This window comes from Paenibacillus sp. FJAT-26967 (assembly GCF_001541095.1).
GTDB lineage: Bacteria > Bacillota > Bacilli > Paenibacillales > NBRC-103111 > Paenibacillus_F.
In genome coordinates this window covers 1-22668 of the sequence record NZ_LMXH01000005.1, presented here as the reverse complement: position 1 = coordinate 22668, position 22668 = coordinate 1, and the positions used below count along the sequence as shown (strand labels likewise).

16 protein-coding genes, 12 tRNA genes and 1 rRNA gene are annotated in these 22668 nt (G+C 47.2%); 2 read left to right on the top strand and 27 right to left on the bottom strand.

Going from position 1 to position 22668, the window contains the following annotated elements; genetic code table 11:
• The first annotated feature begins 11 nt into the window (after nucleotides 1-11).
• Nucleotides 12-545, top strand: a complete 534-nt coding sequence (locus AR333_RS18040) for a DinB family protein (RefSeq protein ID WP_068776771.1) — start codon at nucleotides 12-14, stop codon at nucleotides 543-545.
• Nucleotides 546-572: 27 nt separating this feature from the next.
• Here AR333_RS18040 and AR333_RS18035 read toward each other — a convergent pair whose 3' ends face one another.
• The 3 genes from AR333_RS18035 to AR333_RS18025 form a co-directional block, all read right to left on the bottom strand.
• Complete coding sequence (locus AR333_RS18035; RefSeq protein ID WP_156430954.1) at nucleotides 573-1631, bottom strand: NAD(P)/FAD-dependent oxidoreductase; 1059 nt, start codon at nucleotides 1629-1631, stop codon at nucleotides 573-575.
• A gap of 200 nt (nucleotides 1632-1831) precedes the next feature.
• Nucleotides 1832-2824 carry an aspartate--ammonia ligase gene (asnA, locus tag AR333_RS18030; RefSeq protein ID WP_216638987.1) on the bottom strand — a complete coding sequence of 331 codons (993 nt, stop codon included), beginning with the start codon at nucleotides 2822-2824 and terminating at the stop codon, nucleotides 1832-1834.
• Between the two features lie 281 nt (nucleotides 2825-3105).
• A complete protein-coding gene (locus AR333_RS18025) occupies nucleotides 3106-5574 on the bottom strand; it encodes a response regulator (protein WP_068776769.1) in 2469 nt (822 codons plus the stop codon).
• A 343-nt stretch (nucleotides 5575-5917) separates the two neighbouring features.
• On the opposite strand from AR333_RS18025, the gene AR333_RS18020 reads away from it, so the two are divergent.
• Entirely contained in the window at nucleotides 5918-6835 is a 918-nt protein-coding gene (locus AR333_RS18020; protein ID WP_068776768.1) for an aminoglycoside phosphotransferase family protein, read from the top strand.
• 247 nt (nucleotides 6836-7082) lie between these two features.
• Here the strand turns inward: AR333_RS18020 and catA are convergent, their stop codons facing one another.
• The 24 genes from catA to rrf all read right to left on the bottom strand — a co-directional run bounded on the left by catA (nucleotide 7083) and on the right by rrf (nucleotide 22423).
• Nucleotides 7083-7742 carry a type A chloramphenicol O-acetyltransferase gene (catA, locus tag AR333_RS18015; RefSeq protein ID WP_068776767.1) on the bottom strand — a complete coding sequence of 220 codons (660 nt, stop codon included), beginning with the start codon at nucleotides 7740-7742 and terminating at the stop codon, nucleotides 7083-7085.
• Nucleotides 7743-7865: 123 nt separating this feature from the next.
• Entirely contained in the window at nucleotides 7866-8528 is a 663-nt protein-coding gene (locus AR333_RS18010) for a GAP family protein (RefSeq protein ID WP_068776766.1), read from the bottom strand.
• A 12-nt stretch (nucleotides 8529-8540) separates the two neighbouring features.
• On the bottom strand, nucleotides 8541-9299 hold the full coding sequence (locus AR333_RS18005; RefSeq protein WP_068776765.1) for a MerR family transcriptional regulator: 759 nt from the start codon (nucleotides 9297-9299) through the stop codon (nucleotides 8541-8543).
• A 63-nt stretch (nucleotides 9300-9362) separates the two neighbouring features.
• Complete coding sequence (locus tag AR333_RS25045) at nucleotides 9363-9506, bottom strand: molecular chaperone DnaJ (RefSeq protein WP_068776764.1); 144 nt, start codon at nucleotides 9504-9506, stop codon at nucleotides 9363-9365.
• A gap of 412 nt (nucleotides 9507-9918) precedes the next feature.
• Nucleotides 9919-11748, bottom strand: coding sequence for a glutamine--fructose-6-phosphate transaminase (isomerizing) (gene glmS / locus AR333_RS17995; RefSeq protein WP_068776763.1), 1830 nt, complete (start codon nucleotides 11746-11748; stop codon nucleotides 9919-9921).
• Nucleotides 11749-12989: 1241 nt separating this feature from the next.
• Nucleotides 12990-14330: a phosphoglucosamine mutase gene (glmM, locus tag AR333_RS17990; protein WP_068776762.1), complete on the bottom strand. Its 1341-nt coding sequence runs from the start codon at nucleotides 14328-14330 to the stop codon at nucleotides 12990-12992.
• A 143-nt stretch (nucleotides 14331-14473) separates the two neighbouring features.
• Nucleotides 14474-15823, bottom strand: coding sequence for a YbbR-like domain-containing protein (locus AR333_RS17985; RefSeq protein WP_084783795.1), 1350 nt, complete (start codon nucleotides 15821-15823; stop codon nucleotides 14474-14476).
• Nucleotides 15816-16634 (bottom strand): diadenylate cyclase CdaA, encoded by an 819-nt coding sequence (gene cdaA, locus AR333_RS17980; protein ID WP_068776761.1) that lies wholly within the window; start codon nucleotides 16632-16634, stop codon nucleotides 15816-15818. The genes AR333_RS17985 and cdaA overlap by 8 nt, the downstream gene beginning before the upstream one ends.
• Before the next feature lie 214 nt (nucleotides 16635-16848).
• Complete coding sequence (locus tag AR333_RS17975) at nucleotides 16849-17448, bottom strand: zf-HC2 domain-containing protein (RefSeq protein ID WP_068776760.1); 600 nt, start codon at nucleotides 17446-17448, stop codon at nucleotides 16849-16851.
• Between the two features lie 81 nt (nucleotides 17449-17529).
• On the bottom strand, nucleotides 17530-18108 hold the full coding sequence (sigW, locus tag AR333_RS17970; RefSeq protein ID WP_068776759.1) for an RNA polymerase sigma factor SigW: 579 nt from the start codon (nucleotides 18106-18108) through the stop codon (nucleotides 17530-17532).
• Nucleotides 18109-18235: 127 nt separating this feature from the next.
• The gene (gene ppc, locus AR333_RS17965; protein WP_068776758.1) at nucleotides 18236-21022 is read right to left on the bottom strand and encodes a phosphoenolpyruvate carboxylase; all 2787 of its coding nucleotides are present in this window, start codon (nucleotides 21020-21022) and stop codon (nucleotides 18236-18238) included.
• 231 nt (nucleotides 21023-21253) lie between these two features.
• Nucleotides 21254-21327: transfer RNA gene (locus AR333_RS17960), tRNA-Gly, on the bottom strand.
• A gap of 7 nt (nucleotides 21328-21334) precedes the next feature.
• Nucleotides 21335-21411 (bottom strand) — tRNA-Pro (locus AR333_RS17955).
• A gap of 10 nt (nucleotides 21412-21421) precedes the next feature.
• Nucleotides 21422-21498, bottom strand: a tRNA-Arg gene (locus AR333_RS17950).
• Nucleotides 21499-21507: 9 nt separating this feature from the next.
• Nucleotides 21508-21582: transfer RNA gene (locus AR333_RS17945), tRNA-Gly, on the bottom strand.
• Nucleotides 21583-21645: 63 nt separating this feature from the next.
• Nucleotides 21646-21726 (bottom strand) — tRNA-Leu (locus tag AR333_RS17940).
• Between the two features lie 13 nt (nucleotides 21727-21739).
• Nucleotides 21740-21815: transfer RNA gene (locus AR333_RS17935), tRNA-Lys, on the bottom strand.
• Nucleotides 21816-21823: 8 nt separating this feature from the next.
• Nucleotides 21824-21898 (bottom strand) — tRNA-Gln (locus AR333_RS17930).
• Nucleotides 21899-21907: 9 nt separating this feature from the next.
• Nucleotides 21908-21983 (bottom strand) — tRNA-Thr (locus tag AR333_RS17925).
• 5 nt (nucleotides 21984-21988) lie between these two features.
• A tRNA-Val gene (locus AR333_RS17920) sits at nucleotides 21989-22064 on the bottom strand.
• Nucleotides 22065-22068: 4 nt separating this feature from the next.
• Nucleotides 22069-22143: transfer RNA gene (locus AR333_RS17915), tRNA-Glu, on the bottom strand.
• Nucleotides 22144-22151: 8 nt separating this feature from the next.
• A tRNA-Thr gene (locus AR333_RS17910) sits at nucleotides 22152-22224 on the bottom strand.
• A 1-nt stretch (nucleotide 22225) separates the two neighbouring features.
• Nucleotides 22226-22301 (bottom strand) — tRNA-Asn (locus tag AR333_RS17905).
• Between the two features lie 5 nt (nucleotides 22302-22306).
• Nucleotides 22307-22423, bottom strand: a 5S ribosomal RNA gene (gene rrf / locus AR333_RS17900).
• Between the last annotated feature and the right edge of the window lie 245 nt (nucleotides 22424-22668).

Genomic DNA, 22668 nt, shown 5'->3' with positions numbered 1-22668 from the left:
GACGATACTAAATGACAACTCCAGTAACGATGTACCATTTCCATGCCTGGGCTACGCAAACGATTATCGACCGGCTAAAAGAACTGCCGGCTGAGCTTTACACGCAGGAGATACAGAGCAGCAGTTTCGCCAGCTTGTCCCGAGCGCTCGCTCACATCTATCTTGTCGATGTCGGGTGGCTCGATATTCTGAACGGTAAAGATATGATGGAATCCATGACGGCACGACATGAGATGCAGGAGGAAATCGAGTCCAAGAGCCTCAGTGAGTTGGAAGCCCTATTTAAAGAGTTAACGCTGAAGTATCAAACATTCTTCGCAAAGCAGCCCGATCTGGAGAAAACGATCCTGCTGGATAATCCTTATGCAGATAGCCGTAATATTCGTTTATCCCAAATCGTCTTCCAAGTTGTCAACCACGGCACCTACCACCGGGGGAATATCACGACCATGCTGCGCCAGACGGGTCATGCTTCCACGATGACGGAGTACGCTCTCTTCTGGTATCAGGAAGATGTCCCCCTTCGGTCAGCAGCCTCCCTCTGACACCAAAAGCTGACTGCCAAGCGGCAGTCAGCTTTTGGTGTTAATTGCAGCGGTGATGTGCCTCGTGACAGACTCGGCATCCCGGCTCACCCAGCCCAGTAGAGCCGAGCCTCTGCTAGACTGCCAGGGAAGGCCCACGAAGTACATCCCTTCTACCGGGCTCACACCCTCAACATGCTTAGGAATTCCGTTACTTCCCAGTGCACCGGGTATGTCCATCCACTTATAGTCCGAACGGAAGCCTGTGGCCCAGATTACATTGTTCACAGCCAGCTGTGATCCTCCCTCGAAGCTTACCGTTCTTCCCTCAGCCTGAAGTGCACGGGTTTTCACCTGAACCCGCCCAGCCTGGATTTCTTCTTTTAATTCCAGCCCGTAGATTTGTTCCGCCTGTCTCCGGAGCCATCTTCCCCGCGTGGAGGTAGGGCCCGCCTGCAGCAGCCCTAATGTATTGAAGTACCAGAAGATGCTTTTCCCCCAAATTTGCAGCGGCCTGAAGCTGAGGCGATGACTGGACGAAATGGTTACTTCCCGCTCCCGGGCCAGCTCTACTGCAATTTGTGCTCCTGAATTACCCGCACCCACTACCAGAACAGACCCTTCATTTAATTGAGCAGGATTCCTGTATGCGGAAGAATGAACTTGATAAATGTCAGGACTGAGCGATGCAGCAAAGGCCGGTATAACGGGTTGCTGAAAAGGGCCTGTGGCAACTACTACCTGCTTGGCCTTGAATTCCCCCACAGGGCTTCGCACATAGAAGCCATCCGGCCTCTTCTGCAGCAGGCTTACTTCGGCGCTTGAAACGACCGGAAGTGAAAAGTACCGTGCATACTCCTCCAGGTAATCTGCAGCCTCATCCTTGGCAGGCAGTCCGTCCTGGACGCCGGCAAATGGCAGCCCCGGCAAGCTGCAGTACATCCTTGGAGTAAACAAAACCAAGGAATCGTAGCGATTCCGCCAGTTATCACCCGTTCGCGGATTCGCATCCAGAATAACGAAATCGCGGACGTTCTGCTGCAAATAGTATCCCACCGATAAAGCAGCCTGGCCGCCTCCAATAACGACAACTTCTTTTTCAATCAACGTCGGTTCCCCCTCTGTCTCTGTCTCTGTCCCTTGCCCTTGTATTTCCATTTATCATTCGATCCTATGATTGTTTCTTATTGGGTTTATTTACCTGCTTATTGACTATTATATACCCTACCCACCTATAGAACCATAGCCAAATAAAAAAATACCCGCTTATACGGGTATAGGTTCATAACAGAATTCGCATGCATCTTTTATAGCAGAAAAATATTAGCGCTCTCGCATACTTTCTTCATCTCCGAAGGCCACACGGAAGCCTGTATCTCACCAATATGAGCCTTTTCCAAGAAGAACATACCTAGACGGGACTGACCGATACCCCCGCCGATTGTATACGGAAGCTGCCCCTCCAGCAGTTGTTTATGGAACTCCAGCGTACATCTCTCCGGGCACCCCGCTTCCTCCAGTTGATGGCGCAGTGTAACCTCATCCACACGAATTCCCATCGAAGATAATTCGAAAGCACTCTTCAGAACAGGATTCCATACCAGAATATCGCCGTTAAGCTGCCAATCGTCATAATCAGGTGACCGTCCGTCATGCGGAATTCCCGACTGGAGCTTTCCTCCGATCTGCATAACGAATACCGCTCCATATTCCCGGGTAATCGCATCTTCGCGCTCTTTGGCGGATAAATGCGGGAACCGGTCCTCAAGCTCCTGAGCGGTTAGGAATGTGATCGATTCCGGCAGTTTGCGGCTTAAGCCGGGGTATTGCTCTACAAGAACGCGCTCGGTTTCCTTCATAGCGCTGTAGATCTTCTCAACCGTCTGCCGAAGAGTCGTCAATGTCCGCTCTTCCCTGGCAATCACTCTTTCCCAATCCCACTGGTCCACATAAATCGAATGAAGATGATCAAGCCCCTCATCTCTGCGAATTGCGTTCATGTGAGTGAATAGACCCTCTCCCTGTTCAAAACCATACCGCTTCAGCGCCATCCGCTTCCATTTGGCCAACGAATGTACGATTTCAAGAGACTGATCGCCAAGGTCAAGCGCTGTAAACTGAACCGGCCTCTCCATGCCGTTCAAATTATCATTGATACCGGTGCCGGACAGGACGAAGAGCGGCGTGCTGACACGAGTCAGATTTAAAGCCGTGGAGAGATGCAGCTCAAACGCTTGCTTTAACGTGTTCAGTGCCTTCTGGGTTTCTTTCACATTTAGCTTTGCGGAGTAAGGCTCCATTAATCGGATCGAGTTCTCCAAAATTTTCATAGATATCTTCCTCTTGTCTCTTTAATTTTTTAGATCACGAGAAAGCTCTGATTTTCACACTCAAATGAACACAAACCGGACTCTCACGATTATTTATGTATACTGACTTATCCGAGAAGTTTACTTTTGTTTAATAGAAATATTACCATACGTAAATTTAGTTGTAAATTACTTTTCTGTTAAATATTTGTATACAATTTTCTCTTACAGACAAAAGAAGCACCGACACAATCATCGGCACTTTCTTTTATTCACAATTTTCCGGAGATATCGGATAACTTATCCAGTTGAAATTTAGTCTGTTCAAATACATCTTGCAGTTCTTGAATGACCTCTTCGATTTCTTCGGCATGTTTTAATTCCTGCTCCAAATGATTGCAGAGATGAGCAAGCCGGGCTGCACCTACATTCAGACTGACCCCTTTTAACATGTGAACCTTCGAAGCTAATTGAGCCAGTTCCTTTTTACTCCACAAATCATGAATTTGCTTAATGCACGAAGCCGCTTCGACATCAAACAATCGGTATAAATCGTCAAAAAACGACTTGTTTTCATCCAGTCTGCGGAGCTCCTGAATCAAGGTTACATCAATGAGATTCTCGCTTTCGTCTTCAGCAGCCTTATTCGTTTTCGTTGATGTAGAGAAGCGTATTTCTCTGGCCCAGTATTCGAGTAACCGCTGGACATCATCGAGCCGCAGGGGCTTGCTCATATAATCATTCATCCCTGCAGCCAGACACTGCTCTTTGTCTTCCTTATGAGCATTCGCGGTTACAGCAATGATCACAGGACGTTGTGCACGGCCGATCCGCTGCTCAATCATCTTGGTGGCTTCCAGGCCATCCATCACCGGCATTTGAACATCCATAAAGACCAGATCATAATGGCGCCGGACTAAAGCCTGTACCGCTTCAAGACCATTGCCGACAACATCGGCCGAATAGCCCATTTTCTCCAAAATGCGAAGGAGGAGTTTTTGGTTGACGGCATTGTCTTCAGCCACCAAAATCCTCATCGGCAGGCGTTCGGACAGTGTAGCGTCCAATAAGGAGGAATTTGATTTTCTAGACGGTACCGGGTGGTTCTCGAACAAGCTGGATAGCATAACCCCTACCAGCTGCTGATCGCGGACAGGTTTGGTGACTACAGCCGCAAAGATCGACTTGAAATCTATCTCATGCTGGTCCGTACCCACGGAAGTCAATACGATCATAGGCAAACTTTCGGGAGTGCGATGTTTCCGGATTTTGCGTCCCAGCTGAATTCCATCCATTTCCCGCATTCGCATATCAATAATCGCCAGATCAAAAATATCTCCTTGCTCAATCCAAAGCAGCGCTTCTCTTGCTGAAACAGTCGCTTTCACATACATGCCCCATCTTTCGAGCACCGTCCTCAAGATCCTCAGATTGGTGCTGTTGTCGTCGACGATGAGCACGCGCTTGTGCCGCAGCAGGAGCTCCTTATTTTCATTCTCCAGAAAGAGATCCGCGCTCTCAGCTGCAATCGTAAAATGAAAGGTAGATCCGATTCCCTCATGGCTCTCCAGCCAAATACGGCCGCCCATAAGTTCCACCAGCTGCTTGCATATCGCAAGCCCTAAACCAGTCCCCCCATATCGGCGTTTCGTATTAGGCATATGAGCTTGTGAGAACGATTGGAATAATTGGCTTTGCATGTCCACAGGAATGCCCACTCCCGTATCATTAACCGTCACATACAGCTCGGAGGATTTTGAATTCTTTCCAGGCCCCTTAATGACTGAAACTAAAATTTCGCCCGTCTCCGTAAATTTCACCGCATTGCCGACCAAATTCACCAGCACCTGACGAAGCCGTGTCACGTCTCCCATCAGGAACGGATGTATATCGGGATCAATATAGCAAACCAATTCCACATCTTTTCCAACCGTTTTGGAAGCAAATAAATCCAAGATGTCTTCCACACAGGACTTGAGGTCAAAAGGCTGATGTTCCAATACCATTTTGCCTGACTCCATCTTCGAGAAATCCAAAATATCATTCAAAATTGACAGAAGAGACTCATTGCTGCCGCGGATAATCTCCGTGTATTCCCGTTGTTCTTCCGTTAGATCGGTTTCCTGAAGCAGGCTTGTCATGCCCATGATCCCGTTCATCGGTGTACGTATTTCATGACTCATCATGGCTAGGAATTCGGTTTTGGCTTGTGTTGCCCGCTCCGCCACCTCTTTGGCCTGCATGATTTCATGCCGGGCTTCTTGCAATTCTTCCACGGAGTTCTCTAGTTCAATCACGTAAGAAAGAAACATGGACATGGAATTCAGAAGATTGATCTCCCGTTCGGTATACGTATACGGCTCCCGGTCCATCGCACAGATCGTGCCGAAGATTTGCCCATTCTTGTGCCAGATGGGTACGCCGATGAATGAACAACTTCCCAACGCTGCTGTAACACCCATTCCGCAGGTTAAAGGATGTGCCGTCGTATCTTCAATCACAAGGGGCTTCGCCCCTTCTTCGATCACTAGACTGCAATAGGTCTGCTCATAAGGAAGTACCGTCCCTTCCTCAATAAGCTGCTCATGACGATTAAACACTTTGAATATCGTATTGGATACCTTATCGTTACTCGCAACAAAAAGGGTATTTACTTTAATCAGCTCGCTGACCATAGCCAGAACATGTTTCGCCGCTTCGTCTAAATTCCGGTACAACTTCTCTTCGAGCTTCTCTGTCATCAACTAGCCCCCGTTAGAATGCTGAATACTACCTTATATAAAAAATGCTTTAAAAATTTCCAGCAAGAGTTATGAGTTACTTTACATTACCCAGTAATCTGTTTACCTCCTCTAAAATCTAGCATAGTTTTCGGATATCTCCAACAAAACAGGTCGACCAGAATAAGGGACTTGTCTCAGATGGTCTGAGAAGTAAGTCCCTTGAATGGAAGAAGAGTGTTAAATGAAGAATGAAGTTCAGAACAAAGAGGAATGGAGAGTTGATTATTAAAGATTTTGTACCTATCAGTCATACAGTCATGGTGCTAAGATTATTTTTATACACAGTCGAGGAGCTGTTTTAGTGTCGGTTAAAGGTAAACTTATTTCAGAAGTGTTATTAATAGCAGAGAAAGCTGGATTAAATAAGGTCACACCTATCGAGCTTAGCAATGGTGCGAACCTGATCATTCACTTGGATCCGCATCCAATTGTTGCCCGAATAGCCACTGTCCTATCAAAAGAAGATGCAGCCTATGCATACAAGATACTTGATCGCGAGTTAAGGGTAGCACGTCACCTTCAATCTAAGGGCGTACCCGTATTATTACCATCTGACCCTATTGATGCAGGACCATACGATATTGGTGGCACATGGTTGACATTTTGGGAGTATGTTCCGCAAACTCATTTAAAACCGCCCTCACCAAGCGAAGCCGTTGAGTTAGTAAATACGCTTTCACTAGGCATGAAAGACTTCTCATGTGAAATTCCTTTACTTGGAGTTTGGGAGCGTACATGTGAATCCGTTAATAGATTGATGAATCATCCCGACCAGCGCATACAAGCATTGTTAGATATGTTCGTAACAGCTGATAGACAGATGCGTCTCGATACAAGTTTACTAATACCGTGTCATGGAGATGCCCACACGAGAAACTTATTACCAAGTCCTGAGGGTTGGATCTGGGCGGACTTTGAAGATTTATCACTGATGCCTGCATACTGGGACCTGGCTTCATTTGTTGGGAATCTTGCATTATTCAGCGGAGTTCAGGAGCCAACCTTCAAATATATATTAAGCCAAATAAACAATGGACCCGATCTAGCAGCTTTTGGATTTGCTGTTACCGCACGTATACTAATGTCTACATTAGGTAATCTGGATTTTGCCCTTTCAGGCAACGGAGATTTGGAGTTTGCATTTAAACAGCTTGAACTTGCGGAGGATTTTATTCATCAGATAGATCTAATCATTCAGGGAAATGGAGGAGTCCATTAAACTCCATAGGAACTATAGCTCAGCAAGTATTGTAGCCTCGATAGAAAAACATGCTAAAAACATTAGTACCGGTTAACCTCTGGGTCTAATATGGAGCTTAGAAGGTACGTATTTAGCAGGAATTAACCCTAATAGGGGCCCTAGAGCTTTTTATCCCTGCAATACAAAGCGGCAGCGTTGGATAAAAAAATAAGTCCCAGACTGCCGCTGCTTAATTTGAACTGACGAAGCGGAATATGTTAGCTAATTAATCATTTGGCAACCACTCTTTACAGGTATCTGCACGTAATTGCAGCTCATTATACAGCACGCCTGCATGGTACCCGTCGCAAACGGCATGGTGAAATTGCCCCGATAAAGGTAACAGTATTTTTTCGTCCTGCTGAAAATATTTCCCCATAGTAAAGATCGGTAATAAATAGGTACCCTCGTTATAAACGTTCAGGTTAAAGCCTGTGAAGCTGACCCACGGAATGCTGGAAATGGGAAAAGTATTAGGTGGTTCATTTGTTTTAGGGACAAATTGTTTCACCTTTCCGTAATTTTCCATATCATCAAGATAACGAATGTAGAATTCATTAAATTCTTCATTATACGGAGTCCAAATGCTTGAAAAAGTCTTATCCTCATCATGGAAAATTGTAAAGCTAGGAGACAAACTGTCCCAATAACCTAACCTTCCCGCAGAATCAAAACATGTGCGAAATTCAGAGTGCCGGTTTACCACTGTAGTTATCATGTGGATTAGCGCCGGGTACAGCTTAATCCCCTTATTCTTAAGTTCTCTCAACAGCCCGGTAATGTCAATATTTGCAGTCATGCTGTAGGTGCATCTGACATTGTTTAAATAATGTTCAAAGTAGGGTTTTCTGCTCCATTTATCAATGACTATCGGATTAAAAATCATTTATTATAACCTCCTAAAATTAAAGCATTTTTCGTTTTAGGAGGTCCCATCCACTGCTTTAACCATATCCTCACCACAATCCCCAACAAATTATTTTGCTATTGCTGCTGCATGAATAACACTCTACAAATAATCCAGGCTATTAAAAATCAGAATGAGTCCAACTATACACATAATCCACGAAAGAGCCGATCCTGTATGATTAGCGATTTTTACTCGAAGCTTCTCGAGAGATTTTTGCATCCCCCTCCCAAACAGGAGATAGAAGAGAAACAGCACGAGGGAAGGCAACACAATGATAAAGTTGTAACCAGCTAAAATAGAAGACCATTCCGCCCACGATAGATTAGAAGTAGTCATGATGCCAATTGCTGCAAAATAAGGAAATGCAGTACCTACTTCAATTAATGAAGTAGTGAATCCCAGAACAATCATTGAAAGAATGCTTTTTGATTTTGGTGCAGGCAGGTCTGAACCTTTCTTTGTTGGAACATAAAAACTTGCTATGAACAAGATGCCCCCAATAATAAAGAACGTCCAGCTTACGATTCTATTTTGTAATACGCCAGAAATAATATCAAGCAAGAAATCTAATCCTAACATGAGTGAAACTCCAACAGCAAAATAAAATCCTGCTATCGTCAATAAATAAACCAATAAACGTTTGGTAAGCCTCTCTCTCTCTTTATCTGTCAGAAGCAGATACACAGTTACCCCTAATGTGGCCGGGCTTAGCGTGTCCAATAGAGCCAAGCCCCCTATTAGGAGAAGTAGTTCTATGCTCATCGTTCTCCCTCCTTACTCCAGTTGCGGATTATTCTTTTCAGCTGTAAAAATGGCATATGCCTCCTCCATGAACTCAAGTACATCCTGGTCAATTGGATATAAACTCAGTTTCTCTGATTGCTTGGGCGACATCCTTATTTCCCACAGCTTATCTAGAAATTCATCCTCACCTTCAAACGCCTCTAAGCGCTTTTCATCCATTCTTCTAATGATATTTTGAACTTTAGGTGCTTTGGGGCCCTCATCCATATAGAGCTTTAACTGACCTATCAGAGCAATCCATTCGAGTGAATCAGAGCTGTCACTTGTCATATTGGGAACCTTGTTCCATAGTCTTATTTCTCTGTCTGTAAATACAGATTCACGATAATACTGCCGTATTTCTTTATCTTTATTCGATAATTGCATAATCTTCTGAATCGCGACCCAGTTTTCTTCTCCTTCTATCGCAATTCCATGTATCATTTCCCGTAAAGATAACTCTATTTTCTTTAAATTTTCCTGTTCTTTTATAATAAAAGACAGTTGACTCTTTAGACTTTCCGACCAATCCCAGGCACTGGAAGCGAGCATATTCTTAATCTCATGCAGCGGAAATCCAGCCTTTTTTAAAAATTGAACCTGCTGTAGTTTTTTTATTTCTTCATTCGTATATAAACGATGCCCACCCTCTGTTTTGGATGCTGGTTTTAATAATCCGATTTGATCGTAGTAACGCAGTGTTCTTACTGTAACACCTGTCAGCTCCCCAACCTTATTAATATGTATCACTGATAACCAGCCTTTCTGTGCGTCATAACTCTATCGTTAACAATAGTTTTGTTCATTCTGCATTTATTCTTCTTTATGAAACATTTTTTTAAGCAAGTATCCTGCTCCCAAACCAATCAGCACACCGGGAATTGCATTATCCATTGTCAGTCCAATACCTGCTCCTATAATGACGCAGCCATAAATAATAATATCTCCCTGTTTCATCTAAACCCTCCTATTTTTCTAATCTTTTTATAAATAACTCTGACAGGCGGGGCTTATAGTCGAATAATCAAAATGGATTTATAGTATTTGCTAAATAGTATACAAAATGACGCAGCGTAAACTTCAAGGCTTTTTTAGACTTTTTTTAATTTTTATTAATAAGCTTGAAATTGACGTGACGTCACCTACTAATTTTTCAATTTTAGATGTTCTTTTTTTAGATGAACAAAAACCCCTTCAGACAATCCTGTCTAAAGGGGTAAAACGGTGCATCTTTTTTTATAAACGGTACGACTTTATTTCAAAGGCACACTTTCTACTGCCCAGCATGTCAGGAAATAATCTTGCATGTTGGTATTCACAGTCTTTCAATGTAAAAGGCAAATGCGAGAGTCGATCCACTACCAACTCCCTACTCCACCGTCACGCTCTTCGCCAGATTCCGCGGCTTATCCACGTCATTACCGCGAGCAAGCGATGCGTAATAAGACAGCAGCTGCAGCGGAATCACTGTCAGAGCAGGCGAGAGCAGATCCAGCGTGCGCGGAATGCTGAACGTCTGGTCGACCGACTTCGCCAGTTCGTTGTCGCCTTCATAAGCAATCCCCAGCACCTCACCGCCGCGCGCGGTGACTTCCTTGATATTGCTGACGGTCTTCTCGATAAGCTCCGTCTGAAGCCCCAGCGCAATGACCGGCACGCCTTCCTCGATCAGCGCGAGGGTTCCGTGCTTCAGCTCACCTGCCGGATAAGCCTCGGAGTGAATGTACGAGATCTCCTTCAGTTTCAGCGACCCTTCCAGCGCCACCGCATAATCCATGCCGCGGCCGATGAAGAACAGGTGCTCATGCGCAGCAATTTTCTCCGCGTACGCTTTAATTTCTTCGCTGCGCGCGAGAATGCTCTCCACCTGATCCGGCAGGCTCTGCATAGCTGCAAGCGTACGGCCGATTTCCGCCTGCTCCAGCGTTTCCAGCGTCTGCGCCAGATACAGGCCGAGCAGATAGAACGCCATGAGCTGCGTCGTGTAAGCTTTTGTCGAAGCGACCGCGATCTCCGGCCCGGCCCATGTGACGAGTACATCGTCCGCTTCACGGGAGACAGAGCTGCCGACGACATTCGTGATGGCTAAGACACGCGCGCCATTTCGCTTTGCTTCACGCAGCGCAGCCAGCGTATCCGCCGTTTCACCGGACTGACTTACCACAATAACCAGCGTTTCCGGTGTAATAATCGGCGCCCGGTACCTGTACTCCGAAGCGACATCCGCTTCGACCGGAATGCGTACCAGCTTCTCAATTACACTTTTGCCGACAAGTCCTGCATGATAAGCCGTACCACACGCCACGATATGAATGTTGCGGATTTTACGGATCTCATCCGCAGTCATCCCGATTTCATCCAGCACAACCCGGCTTCCATCTTCCGAAATCCGGCTTCCGATCGTATCGCGATACGCTTTGGGCTGATCGTAGATTTCTTTCATCATGAAGTGATCGAAGCCCGCTTTCTCGGCTGTCACCAAATCCCAATCAACGTGGAACATTTCCCGAGAAATAAAATTCCCCTCGATCGTCATTAATTCGACACCCTCACGCGTTAAAAGTGCCATTTCACCATCATTCAGAATGTACACATTGCGCGTATATTCGAGGATCGCCGGAATGTCCGATCCGATGAAGTTCTCTCCATCTCCTACGCCGACAACGAGCGGACTTGCCAGACGGACAGCGACCAGACGATCCGGTTCGTACTCCGTCAGCACTCCGAGAGCAAAAGCCCCCTTCATCCGCTTCACCGCCTGTTGAACCGCTTTTACAATATCGCCTTCGTAAAGCTCTGCAATCAGGTGCGAAATCACTTCGGTGTCCGTTTCCGAAACGAATGTATGCCCTTGTGCAATCAGCTCTTCTTTTAGCGAAATGTAATTCTCAATAATTCCGTTATGAACCACGGAGAATTTCTTCGAATTGTCCGTATGCGGATGCGAGTTCTCGTTCGAAGGCTTGCCGTGCGTAGCCCAGCGGGTATGTCCGATTCCGACCGTACCATTTAGAGGTGCATCGCTCAGCTCCGACTCCAGCACCGCCAGACGGCCTTTGGCCTTCTTGATCTCCAGCCCGCCTTCTGTGTACACAGCGACACCCGCCGAATCATAACCGCGATACTCCAGCTTTTTAAGCCCCTCGATCAGAACCTCTTGTGAATCACGTTTACCAATATATCCAACAATACCGCACATAGTGAATACCCCCAATATTAAGCTCCATGACCCGCTCCGCCTCATGCGGATGATCACAGGCTGTTTGTCAAAGATCGGCGGATCTGTGAATGGATTTCTCTCTCCATTTCTCGTCTGTCTCCTGCCGTCTATCTTGCTTTATTCATGACCGATACATTTCGTATCAAAAGGTCGATTTTTATAGCGCTGTTACGCTAGTACTTTTTTCGACATACACGAATTTCTATCTCGCCACTCCATGTGATTATTTAAAATCAAGTAAGGTTTATAAGACAACAACGTCTGGTTTCTATAAAAGGCGCACTCAAAAAAGCTTTTCACAAGCCGTTTTTTTCAACAACACCCGAAGGGTGCTTTTAGATACACCTTAAGAGAAGGACCGCATCTGCACACAGATCCCTTAGGCATAAGAAAACAAAGCTGACTGCCTCGTTCGCCGCTTCTGCGGTTCCGTCCGATACGATGTGCAGTCTGAAGATGAGATCTGCATGGCCCCTTAGCAGCACAAGTCAGTCCCCTATCTCTACATACAAACTATGGATCATTCCGCTGAATTCTTGTATGCCCGGTCACCCGGACAGTTTGCATGTCAGCTTGTCGGCACGAATGAGAATGCCGGAAGGTCCCCGCCGAAAATTCGAACACCTTCACCTCGTCAACTTGTCGGTTCCGCTTATCGCCTCTGCCCTGCACACTAGACTATTGTCCGCGTACCCCTTACAGAGAGATCTGCTTTCCGCACAAGTTCTGGCGCTTGTTGAAACCCGTTTAACGACCCACCTTTCTATGCTTGAGTAAAAAAGATATACCCTATCATATTCATTTTTGCGCAGCTTTGCAACTTCTATGCCGCGAATCGAGATACAAGCACCAAATCCGCAGTTAAATATTGGGCAAATATGTGGGATGCATCCTTCTTTGTACCGTTAACTAACCCCATTCCTAATCAGGTTTCCCCACTTTGTTATAAGCCACTGTCCACGTACTATACCCGTTGGTTTAGCAGCAATTTTACCAATTACTTAAACCCACCGTACCGCATTCGTTACCTCCATACCCCTTTTAAAAATCACCACCCCAAGGTAGAACCAAACCATTGCTCCGACAAAAAAAAGCGCGAAAGGGGCTTACCCTTTCACGCTTCCATTTATAAAAAAACCAACTCTCATATCCATCAGGAAGCCTCAAGTGCACTTACCAAGGCAAGGACCTCCATACGCTGCTGAGGGATCGCTGCAAGCTTAGCCTAGCTCCCGCTTCACAACCTCGACGATATCGTTCACGTAGCCTTCTACCGTCTCCTTATCGGGTCCCTCCGCCATAACGCGGATCAGAGACTCCGTACCGGAAGGACGCACCAGCACACGCCCATTATCCCCAAGCTGGCTCTCAACGGCTGTGATCGCACCTGCAATCGCCCCATTGTCGCTGAGCTTGCTCTTGTCGGCTACGCGCACATTCACCAGCACCTGCGGGAACTTGCGCATAATGGTTTTGGAGTCGCTCAGCGAACGCCCTGTAGATACGAGGGTATCTACCAGCTGCAAACCTGTCAGGATGCCGTCGCCTGTCGTATTATAGTCCAGGAAGATCACATGACCGGACTGCTCGCCGCCCAGATTGTAGCCGCCCTTACGCATCTCTTCCATCACATAACGGTCGCCTACAGCGGTTTGCGTCGCTTTGAGCCCATAGCCCTCAATTCCCTTGAAAAAACCGATGTTGGCCATTACCGTCGTCACAATCGTGCTGTGGTTCAACTTGCCGGCCCGGTTCATCGCATCCCCGCAAATGCTCAGAATGAAGTCACCGTCGACTTCCTCGCCAAGCTCATCAATGGCGATCAGCCTGTCAGCATCGCCGTCAAAGGCAAGCCCCAGGTGCGCGCCATGTTCCACGACGGCCCGCTGCAAGTTCTGCGGATGCGTCGAACCGCATCCTTCGTTGATGTTGCAGCCGTCCGGCTCAACGGCGAGCGTGATCACTTCCGCTCCCAGCTCGCGGAAAATCTTCGGCGCCAGCTCGTAGGCCGCTCCGTTCGAGCAGTCCATGATGATCTTCATGCCGCCGAAGGAGTGATTTACCGTCGCCTTCACGAAGTCGGCGTACTTCTGCTTCGCCTTCAGATCGTCGGACACGCTCCCGATCTGCCCGCCCACCGGCCGCGGCAGATCGTCGCAGTCCGCGTCGAGCAGACGCTCGATTTCGTTCTCGGTCTCATCGAGCAGCTTATACCCGTCTCCGCCGAAGAACTTAATCCCGTTGTCTTCCACGGGATTATGAGAGGCGGAGATCATCACGCCGGCGTCGGCGCCCATCACTCGCGTCAAGTACGCGACGGCTGGCGTGGATACGACGCCCAGGCGGATCACGTTAGCGCCGATCGACAGCAGACCGGCGACCAGCGCCGACTCCAGCATCGGGCCGGAGATCCGGGTGTCGCGCCCGATGACTACTTTAGGGTGCTTAGCCTTGCCCGTCAGCACAAAACCCCCGCAGCGCCCGATTTTGAAAGCCATTTCGGGTGTTAACTCCTTATTGGCAACCCCGCGTACTCCGTCCGTTCCAAAATATTTCCCCATATCTCTTTTCTCCCCTTTTATCACAAGCTTCATCCATCTTCATATACAAAGCACCGATCCCATACATAGAAATCCGTTAGTTGGTTAATTACCGGCGACTTTTAAACTATTCGGATTCCATGCTGACTTTCAGTGGTTAAGGCTTACGGTTCCTTTTTCTCCACCGGCGGGCGGGCCGTTCCTGGCTCTGCAGGAGCTGGCGATGCTGACGGGGATGGAGTAGGAGTAGGAGCAGGAGTAGGCGTCGGTTTGGCCGTCTCCTTCGGATTGCCGCTTGCTGTAATAACTACAGTAGCCTTCGTTACCGCTGTTCCCCCGTCTTTGATATAGGAGGGCAGATTAAGCGTAATCGGCAGCTCATGCGTCCCCGGCGGCAAGTTGCTTATATCCACAATGGCCTGCACATCTTCCGGCTTCAATGCGGCAATCTGCGGCGCCGCACCTTCTAACGTGAGGGTAATGCTCCCTTCCGCAGGAGAACTGAACTTCACATCCGTCCCCTCTGCCTGCCCGACGACTTTCAGCGGAATGTCAGGGAAGTCTTTCTTCGTAGAAGGTACAATCTCTACCGTCACCTGAACTTTGGATGGCTCCACCTGCGTAACCCCTTTTTGAAGAGGAATATCCAGTGTAAATTCTTTCGTTGCCGTGAGCCCGTCGATTTTGATCGGACCGGCCGAGTAGAATTCCATGCTATCCAGTATATTCTGCGGGCCATAGACCATGATCTTATCCGGATTCTGTTTAACGGATCCTATACTGTATCCAGCCGGAGGGGTTCCTGTCAGCTGAATCTGCAGCGGCACGGTTTTGAAAGGACTGGTTACAGGCACATCCACATCCACTACGGCCGGACTTACGCTGTAATTCAGCTCACTTCCCTCTTTGTTATAGACCTTCAGCTTAACCTGCTTGGATACTGCAGAATCCGCCTTCTCTACCGATATATCTCCTTGAACCGAATATACCTCTCCCTCTTTGCCCGCAGGGACCGTTACGTGTACTTTATTCGGCTTAGCAATAGGATCTCCGGGCTTGTACCCCGATTCCGGAGTACCTTTTACATTAATTTTGACCGGCACTTCCTTCTTCACCATTTCTTCCACAACTACCTTCACATTCCGCGGAACAATCTCCACTTCGAGTGAGGATGGGAAACCGACCGCTTCCAGCGGCAGAACGTATTCCCCCTTGCCGGAGGATTTTGTTAAATCCAGAATAACCTTATAGTTACTCGTGCTGACTTTTTTAAGAGCTGAATCTTTTCCCTTCAAAATAACTTGAACCCGGCTTGGCTCAATGGAAGAGATATAATACTGATCAGAATCGTATTTAGCGGTAATCTCTACGTTGCTGATCGGCAGCTCCTTAATACCCGACGAGCCCGTATTGGTTACCGTACTTCCCTCCATACGGACGACCGCCCAGAGCAGGATTCCGATTATAATGGCAATTACTCTTACGACGTTAGTGTTCCTTAGCCATTTATCCACGTTTGCGTCCCCCCCACCATTTCTTCAAAGGGTTCTGCCTGACTTTCGCCTTCGGCCTGAGTTCATCGAACAGTTTCGAAATCAAGGATTCTTCCTTAATGTCACGTACGACTTGCCCGTTGAGCGACAAAGAGATTTGGCCTGTTTCCTCGGACACGATAAGACAGATAGCATCCGATACCTCGCTCATACCAATGGCCGCTCTATGCCGGGTACCCAGTTCTTTGCTGATAAAAGGATTCTCCGACAGAGGCAAATAACAACCCGCAGCCATCAGCTGATTGTTACGAATAATGACCGCACCATCATGAAGAGGCGTGTTCGGAATGAAAATATTAATAAGCAGCTCCGAACTGATCCGCCCATTCACAGCAATCCCCGATTCAATGTAATCCGTAAGGCCCGTTTCCTTTTCAAAAACGATCAAAGCCCCGATCTTGCGCCGGGACAAGTAGTTCATTGCTTTAATGACTTCTCCAATTCGGATGTTCACGTCATGATCCACATCACTGGAGGACATTCTTGAGAAGAAACGCCCACGTCCCAGTTGTTCCAAGGCTCTCCTGAGCTCCGGCTGGAAAATAATAATGATTGCGATCAAGCCTACGGTGAACATCTGGTTCATAATCCACTGCAGGGTATTCAATGAAAATGCTACACTAAGGGCCCACGTAACCAAAACAACGAAGATACCCTTCATTAGCTGAATGGCTCTTGTGCCGCGCAGCAGCATAATTAATTTGTATACCACGTAACTGACAATCGAAATATCAATAATATCCGTGATGGAAATATCTGAGAATAATTCCACTGTAGTTCCCCCAAATCAAAGCAACGAATCAGAATCTTCTACGCTTTCTTATCTTTATCTGTCTATTCCTTGATAATACCACATTCCATGCAATTCTTCTATCGGAGCGATTTTCAGGAAAAAATGAGAAAAAGTCCTTTTTGGAATTACCAAAAAGGACCTCGAGTGAATAATTCATTCTTTCACTACTGATTGAAATGGAGGAGACGGCCGCTCAGTGCACTATCTCGTTTATTTTAAACCACAGCCAGCTCAATGCCTGATCAATCCGGATCTTGTCTCCCGTGATATGAGCAGTAGAAGCTAAATACATATTTCCGTCTATAACCACCAGGTTGCCTTCAACGTTAGCGTTATCTTCGACAACTAGCTCCCCATTCTCAACGACTAGATTGCCTTTTACCGTCTCACCTTTGGGCACGATAACTTTATCGCCTTGAATGATGACCCTATCGAGGTCCGTGCCGCGTACCATCAACTCCGTGTTGTTGTTCCACATCGACCCGAAGCTTCCTGCCATCGTCAAAAGGAATACTGCCGCGACAGATACGGCCGGATGCTTACGCACCCACTGGATCCAAGGCGAGCGTTTCTTAACAGGAGGCAGAGAGCCCATAATACGGTCGGTGAGATCATTCGATGCGACTGGAGCCGGTATGGACCGAACTAGTGCATCCGTTGTTTCCATCTGACGGAAAATCGCATGACACTCCGGGCATGTCAAAAGGTGCTGCTTTAGATCCAGCGCCTCCGACCCTTGCAAATCCCCATCCAAATATTCGTGCATCAAAGGGAGGGCCTGTTTGCAATTCATCCGAGCCACTCCTTTCTCGTTCTTTGCCATTAGTGTAATACCATACGTATGGCCGGCAAAGATGTTTCAAAATATCGAGGACTACTTAGAAAAATTTCCGTCCGCCTCAAGTTTTTTGCGCAAGTACTCCCGTCCACGGTGTACGCGGGTCTTGACGGTTGTTACCGGCATCTTCAGTACGTCTCCTATTTCTTGCAGCGACATGTCGTGCAGATAGCGGAGAATAACGACGGACTTATATTTTTCCGGTAGGGTGTCAATGGCTCGGCGTATGACCTGCTGCGTTTCCGATAGGATGATCTGGTCTACTGGCAGGTTGTCCTTGCTTGCAAGCATGGCATAAAAATCGTTCCCGTCGCTATCCGGCATTTCGGCGTCGAGGGAATAAGTTGGTTTTCGTTTGCGCAGCCGGTCTATGCATAAATTCGTTCCGATTCTGAAAATCCAGGTAGAAAACTTCTGGTTCTCATCATACCGGTCTAGGTTGTTGTACACGCGCAGAAAAGTATCCTGCACCGCATCTTCGGCTTCCTGCTTATTACCGAGCATTCGGTAGGCCAGGTGAAAGATTTTGTCTTTATATAAATTCACCAGTTCCTCAAAAGCACCACGATCCCCATTCCTTGCAAGCTTGGCTAATCGTGTTTCTACTAAATTCAACGATAACTCCTCCAACCCTAGGAAATGCGGGCTTCTTTTCACTAATGTTCGGTAAAACACGTAAAGTCGAGCCGCCCGGAGGACGGCTTGACTTCGTTGTTCCAGTGCCTATGCATGTTGTGGACGATCAACCTGTATTGCGAAGGCCTGCAGCGATTCCATTGATGGTGAGAAGAACTTCGCGAAGCAGGAAGGCATCATCCTGGTCGGTCTCACGGATCGCGCGCAGTTCTTTAAGCAGATCTACCTGCAAATAACTTAGCGGATCGACGTATGGATTGCGCAGACGGATCGATTCCTGAATAACAGGTACGTTATCGAGAATTTCCTGCTGACCCGTAATTTGCAGAATCAGCTCGGAGGTTAAGTTGTACTCCGTGCTGATCAGCTCGTAGATACGATTAGCGATATCACTCTCTTTAAGCAAGCTGCCATATTCTTTCGCAATAAGCAGATCTGCCTTAGCTATGGCCATTTGAAGACCATCGATCATGGATCTAAAGAATGACCAGTTCTCATACATATCCTTCAGAACTTCCATATTCTCTTCTTTGTTCTGATAGAAGGTCTGGAGCGCTGTACCGGCGGCATACCAAGCCGGAAGCAGATAACGGCTCTGTGTCCATGCGAATACCCATGGAATCGCGCGCAAATCTTCGAATCGGTCGCTGTTGTTACGTTTGGAAGGGCGGGAACCGATATTGAGCTCTCCGACTTCCGGAAGCGGTGTGGATTGCTTGAAGAACGTCATGAAGTCTTTGTCACGGAAAATAAGATCTTGATACTTATTCTGTGCAGTTTCCGAAATATCCTTCATGATTGCTTCCCATTGCGTCTCTTTAGCGGGACGCTCGGGATTACGGGCAAGCACGGCACCCTTGATCAGAGAGAACGTCGCCTGCTCCAGGCTGCGGTACGCAATACCTTGCAAGGAATAACGGGAGGATAATACCTCTCCTTGCTCCGTAATCTTAATTCCACTGCCGATTGTATCCACTGGCTGTGCCAGGATACTGCGGTTTAGAGGCATTCCTCCGCGTCCTAAGGAACCTCCACGTCCATGGAAGAACTTGAGCTTAACTCCGTTCTTATTCCCCATATCGGTAAGCTCACGCAGAGCTACGCGCAGCTCCCAGTTGGCTGTAATCACACCGCCGTCTTTGTTGCTGTCCGAGTAGCCGAGCATAATTTCATGCATGGGAGCCGCCTGGTTAAGGCTGGCACGATACGCTGGAATGTTCAGCAGCGTATTCATAATTTCAGGAGCTTCATGCAGGTCATCAATCGTCTCAAACAGAGGAACCGATTGAATGGTGCTCACGACTGTGCCATCTTCTTCTTTCCGGTAAAGGCCCACTTCCTTGGCAAATACCATAACCTCCAACATATCACTTGCACCACAAGTCATACTGATCAGATAGCTGTGCAAACAATTGCGTCCGAATTCCTGCTGAGCTTTATATATATTGCGATATACATTGAGACACTCTTCAGTCGACTCCGTATATTTCATATAAGGCGATGTAATTGGACGCGGTTCGTCAAGTAGCTTGCTGAGCAGATCAATCTTCTCTTTCTCAGATAGCTGGCTGTAATCTTCCACGATGCTGGTTCTCTTTAAGACTTCTGTCATCGCCAGTTCATGCTCTCTGCTGTGTTGACGAATATCGAGAGTAGCCAAGTGGAATCCGAACAGCTCTACCTGGCGAATGAGCTTTTTGATATAAGCATCCGCTGCAAAGTCCGCGAAGTGACTCCGCAAGCTTCTTTCAATAATATATAAATCCTGGATCATCTCATCCGGAGAAGCATACTTTTCATTAGATTCAGCAAGAGCATTCCCCGTATTACGCACTCTTTCGATCATATAAGCGAGCTTGATACGGTAAGGCTCATCGTTATTACTCCACAATTCAGTACGCGGTCCGAATACTTCCTTATCCACTTCGATTGAGTTCTGCAGCTCCTCACTGATTTCGGCAAGATTCTTACTGAAACTCAAGTGGTTCATGACATCTGCAAGAATGGCTTCGTATTTCTTCAAAGCAAGCCCGCGGTGCAGCTCAAGCGTTTCCCACGTTACATCAGAAGTAACGGACGGGTTACCGTCCCGGTCTCCACCGATCCATGAGCCGAATTTAAGGAAGCTAGGCACATGCCAGGTTTCATTCGGATAGTATTTGTCTAGACAGCGCTCAAGCTCCTGATATACCTCAGGAAGCACATCGAACAAAGTTTCGTCAAAATAATACATCCCATTCTGCACTTCATCGATAACTGTAGGTTTACGATTACGAAGCTCATCCGTCTGCCAAAGCGTCATTACTTCAGCCAAAAGCTTCTCCCGCAGGTTTTCTCTCTCACGGAAAGTTAATGTCGGGTTATCAAGCAGGATAACATCTTGGGATATACGCTGATGAATGTCCAGAACAGCACGTCTGGTTGCTTCCGTCGGATGTGCTGTAATAACCAGCTCAAGAGAAATTTCCTGAAGGATATCCTGCACTTCCTGATAGGAAATTTCGTTTTGTTTAAGACGCTGTACGATGCTTTCGATCGAACCGGGCTGTACTGTCTCCCCGGAAGAACGTTCATAATCACGCTTACGACGGATCCGATGATTCTGCTCAGCAATATTGACCAGCTGAAAATATATCGCAAACGCACGAATAACCTGATGTCGAATTTCAGGTTGCAATCCATTTATTGTTTCCTTGATTTCTGCATATATAGCAGGATCGTATTGAGCTCTCAGTGACTTACTCAGTTCTCGGATCTTCTCTACCACGGCAAGAAGTTCATTGCCACCCTGATGGACCAGTACTTCTCCAAGTATATGCCCTAGAAATCGCACATCCCTGCGAAGCAAGTTGTTCGTTGTATTTTTCTGAACAATTGATTCGTTATCCGACATGTCCTCGCCTCTTCTCTCTACTGTTAATCGCTGAAACAAAAAACACCCTAATTCGTCAAAATTGATACTCATTGCAGAATATTTTACCACATTCACGCGTTGCATTATAGCTATTTTTAAAGAAAGAGCACATGCAATTTAAGGAAATGTGCAGAATCCTTCGACAATTTAAATAAGTCAACTATCGGATATAACAAAAAAAGACCTCTTAGAGGTCTGTACTTGTATGTATGGAGCGGGTGATGGGAATCGAACCCACGCTACCAGCTTGGAAGGCTGGAGTTCTACCATTGAACTACACCCGCATACATATGGTCGGGACGACACGATTTGAACATGCGACCCCCTGGTCCCAAACCAGGTGCTCTACCAAGCTGAGCTACGTCCCGACAAAAAATATGGCGTGCCCTGAGAGATTCGAACTCCCGGCCTTTTGATTCGTAGTCAAACGCTCTATCCAGCTGAGCTAAGGGCACGTATGAAGTTGGAGCGGAAGACGGGAATCGAACCCGCGACCCTCGCCTTGGCAAGGCGATGCTCTACCGCTGAGCCACTTCCGCATTATATCATACTTCTTATTAATTAGCAAGTATTATTTGTGTTAGAAATACTTGGAATTAATATGCGCGTGGAGGGACTTGAACCCCCACGTCAAAGACGCTAGATCCTAAGTCTAGTGCGTCTGCCAATTCCGCCACACGCGCATGTAAGTAAAAATGGTGAGCCATGAAGGACTCGAACCTTCGACACCCTGATTAAAAGTCAGGTGCTCTACCAACTGAGCTAATGGCTCAAAACAAATGGCTGGGGATATAGGATTTGAACCTATGCATGACGGAGTCAAAGTCCGTTGCCTTACCGCTTGGCTAATCCCCAAGGTAAATCTGGTGCCGTCGAGAGGACTTGAACCCCCAACCTACTGATTACAAGTCAGTTGCTCTACCAGTTGAGCTACAACGGCATATATGGTGGAGGCTGACGGGATCGAACCGCCGACCCTCTGCTTGTAAGGCAGATGCTCTCCCAGCTGAGCTAAGCCTCCACTATGGTGACCCGTAGGGGATTCGAACCCCTGTTACCTCCGTGAAAGGGAGGTGTCTTAACCCCTTGACCAACGGGCCTTCTGGCAAGCTTCCAACCGGATTCGAACCGGTGACCTCTTCCTTACCATGGAAGCACTCTACCTACTGAGCTATGGAAGCATGGCTCCCCGAACAGGACTCGAACCTGTGACAACTCGATTAACAGTCGAGTGCTCTACCAACTGAGCTATCAGGGAATAACGCTTGGCAACGTCCTACTCTCCCAGGACCCTGCGGTCCAAGTACCATCGGCGCTGGAAGGCTTAACGGTCGTGTTCGGGATGGGTACGCGTGGTTCCCTTCCGCCATCGTCACCAAACAGGATATTTCGAAGTGTTAGAGACTTCGAAAATCGCAGCATCTCCTTGCGGACATACTACTCATAGCAGGGTTGTACCCTGAAAACTAGCAGCGAAAGATGTACTAAGATCCATCCAAAGATCTTGTGGTGCACAGCCATAGACTATGCTTTAGATGTTGGCCTCTACTCGCGTAAAGACCTGTAGGTCAAGCCCTCGACCGATTAGTATTGGTCAGCTCCACACATTGCTGTGCTTCCACCTC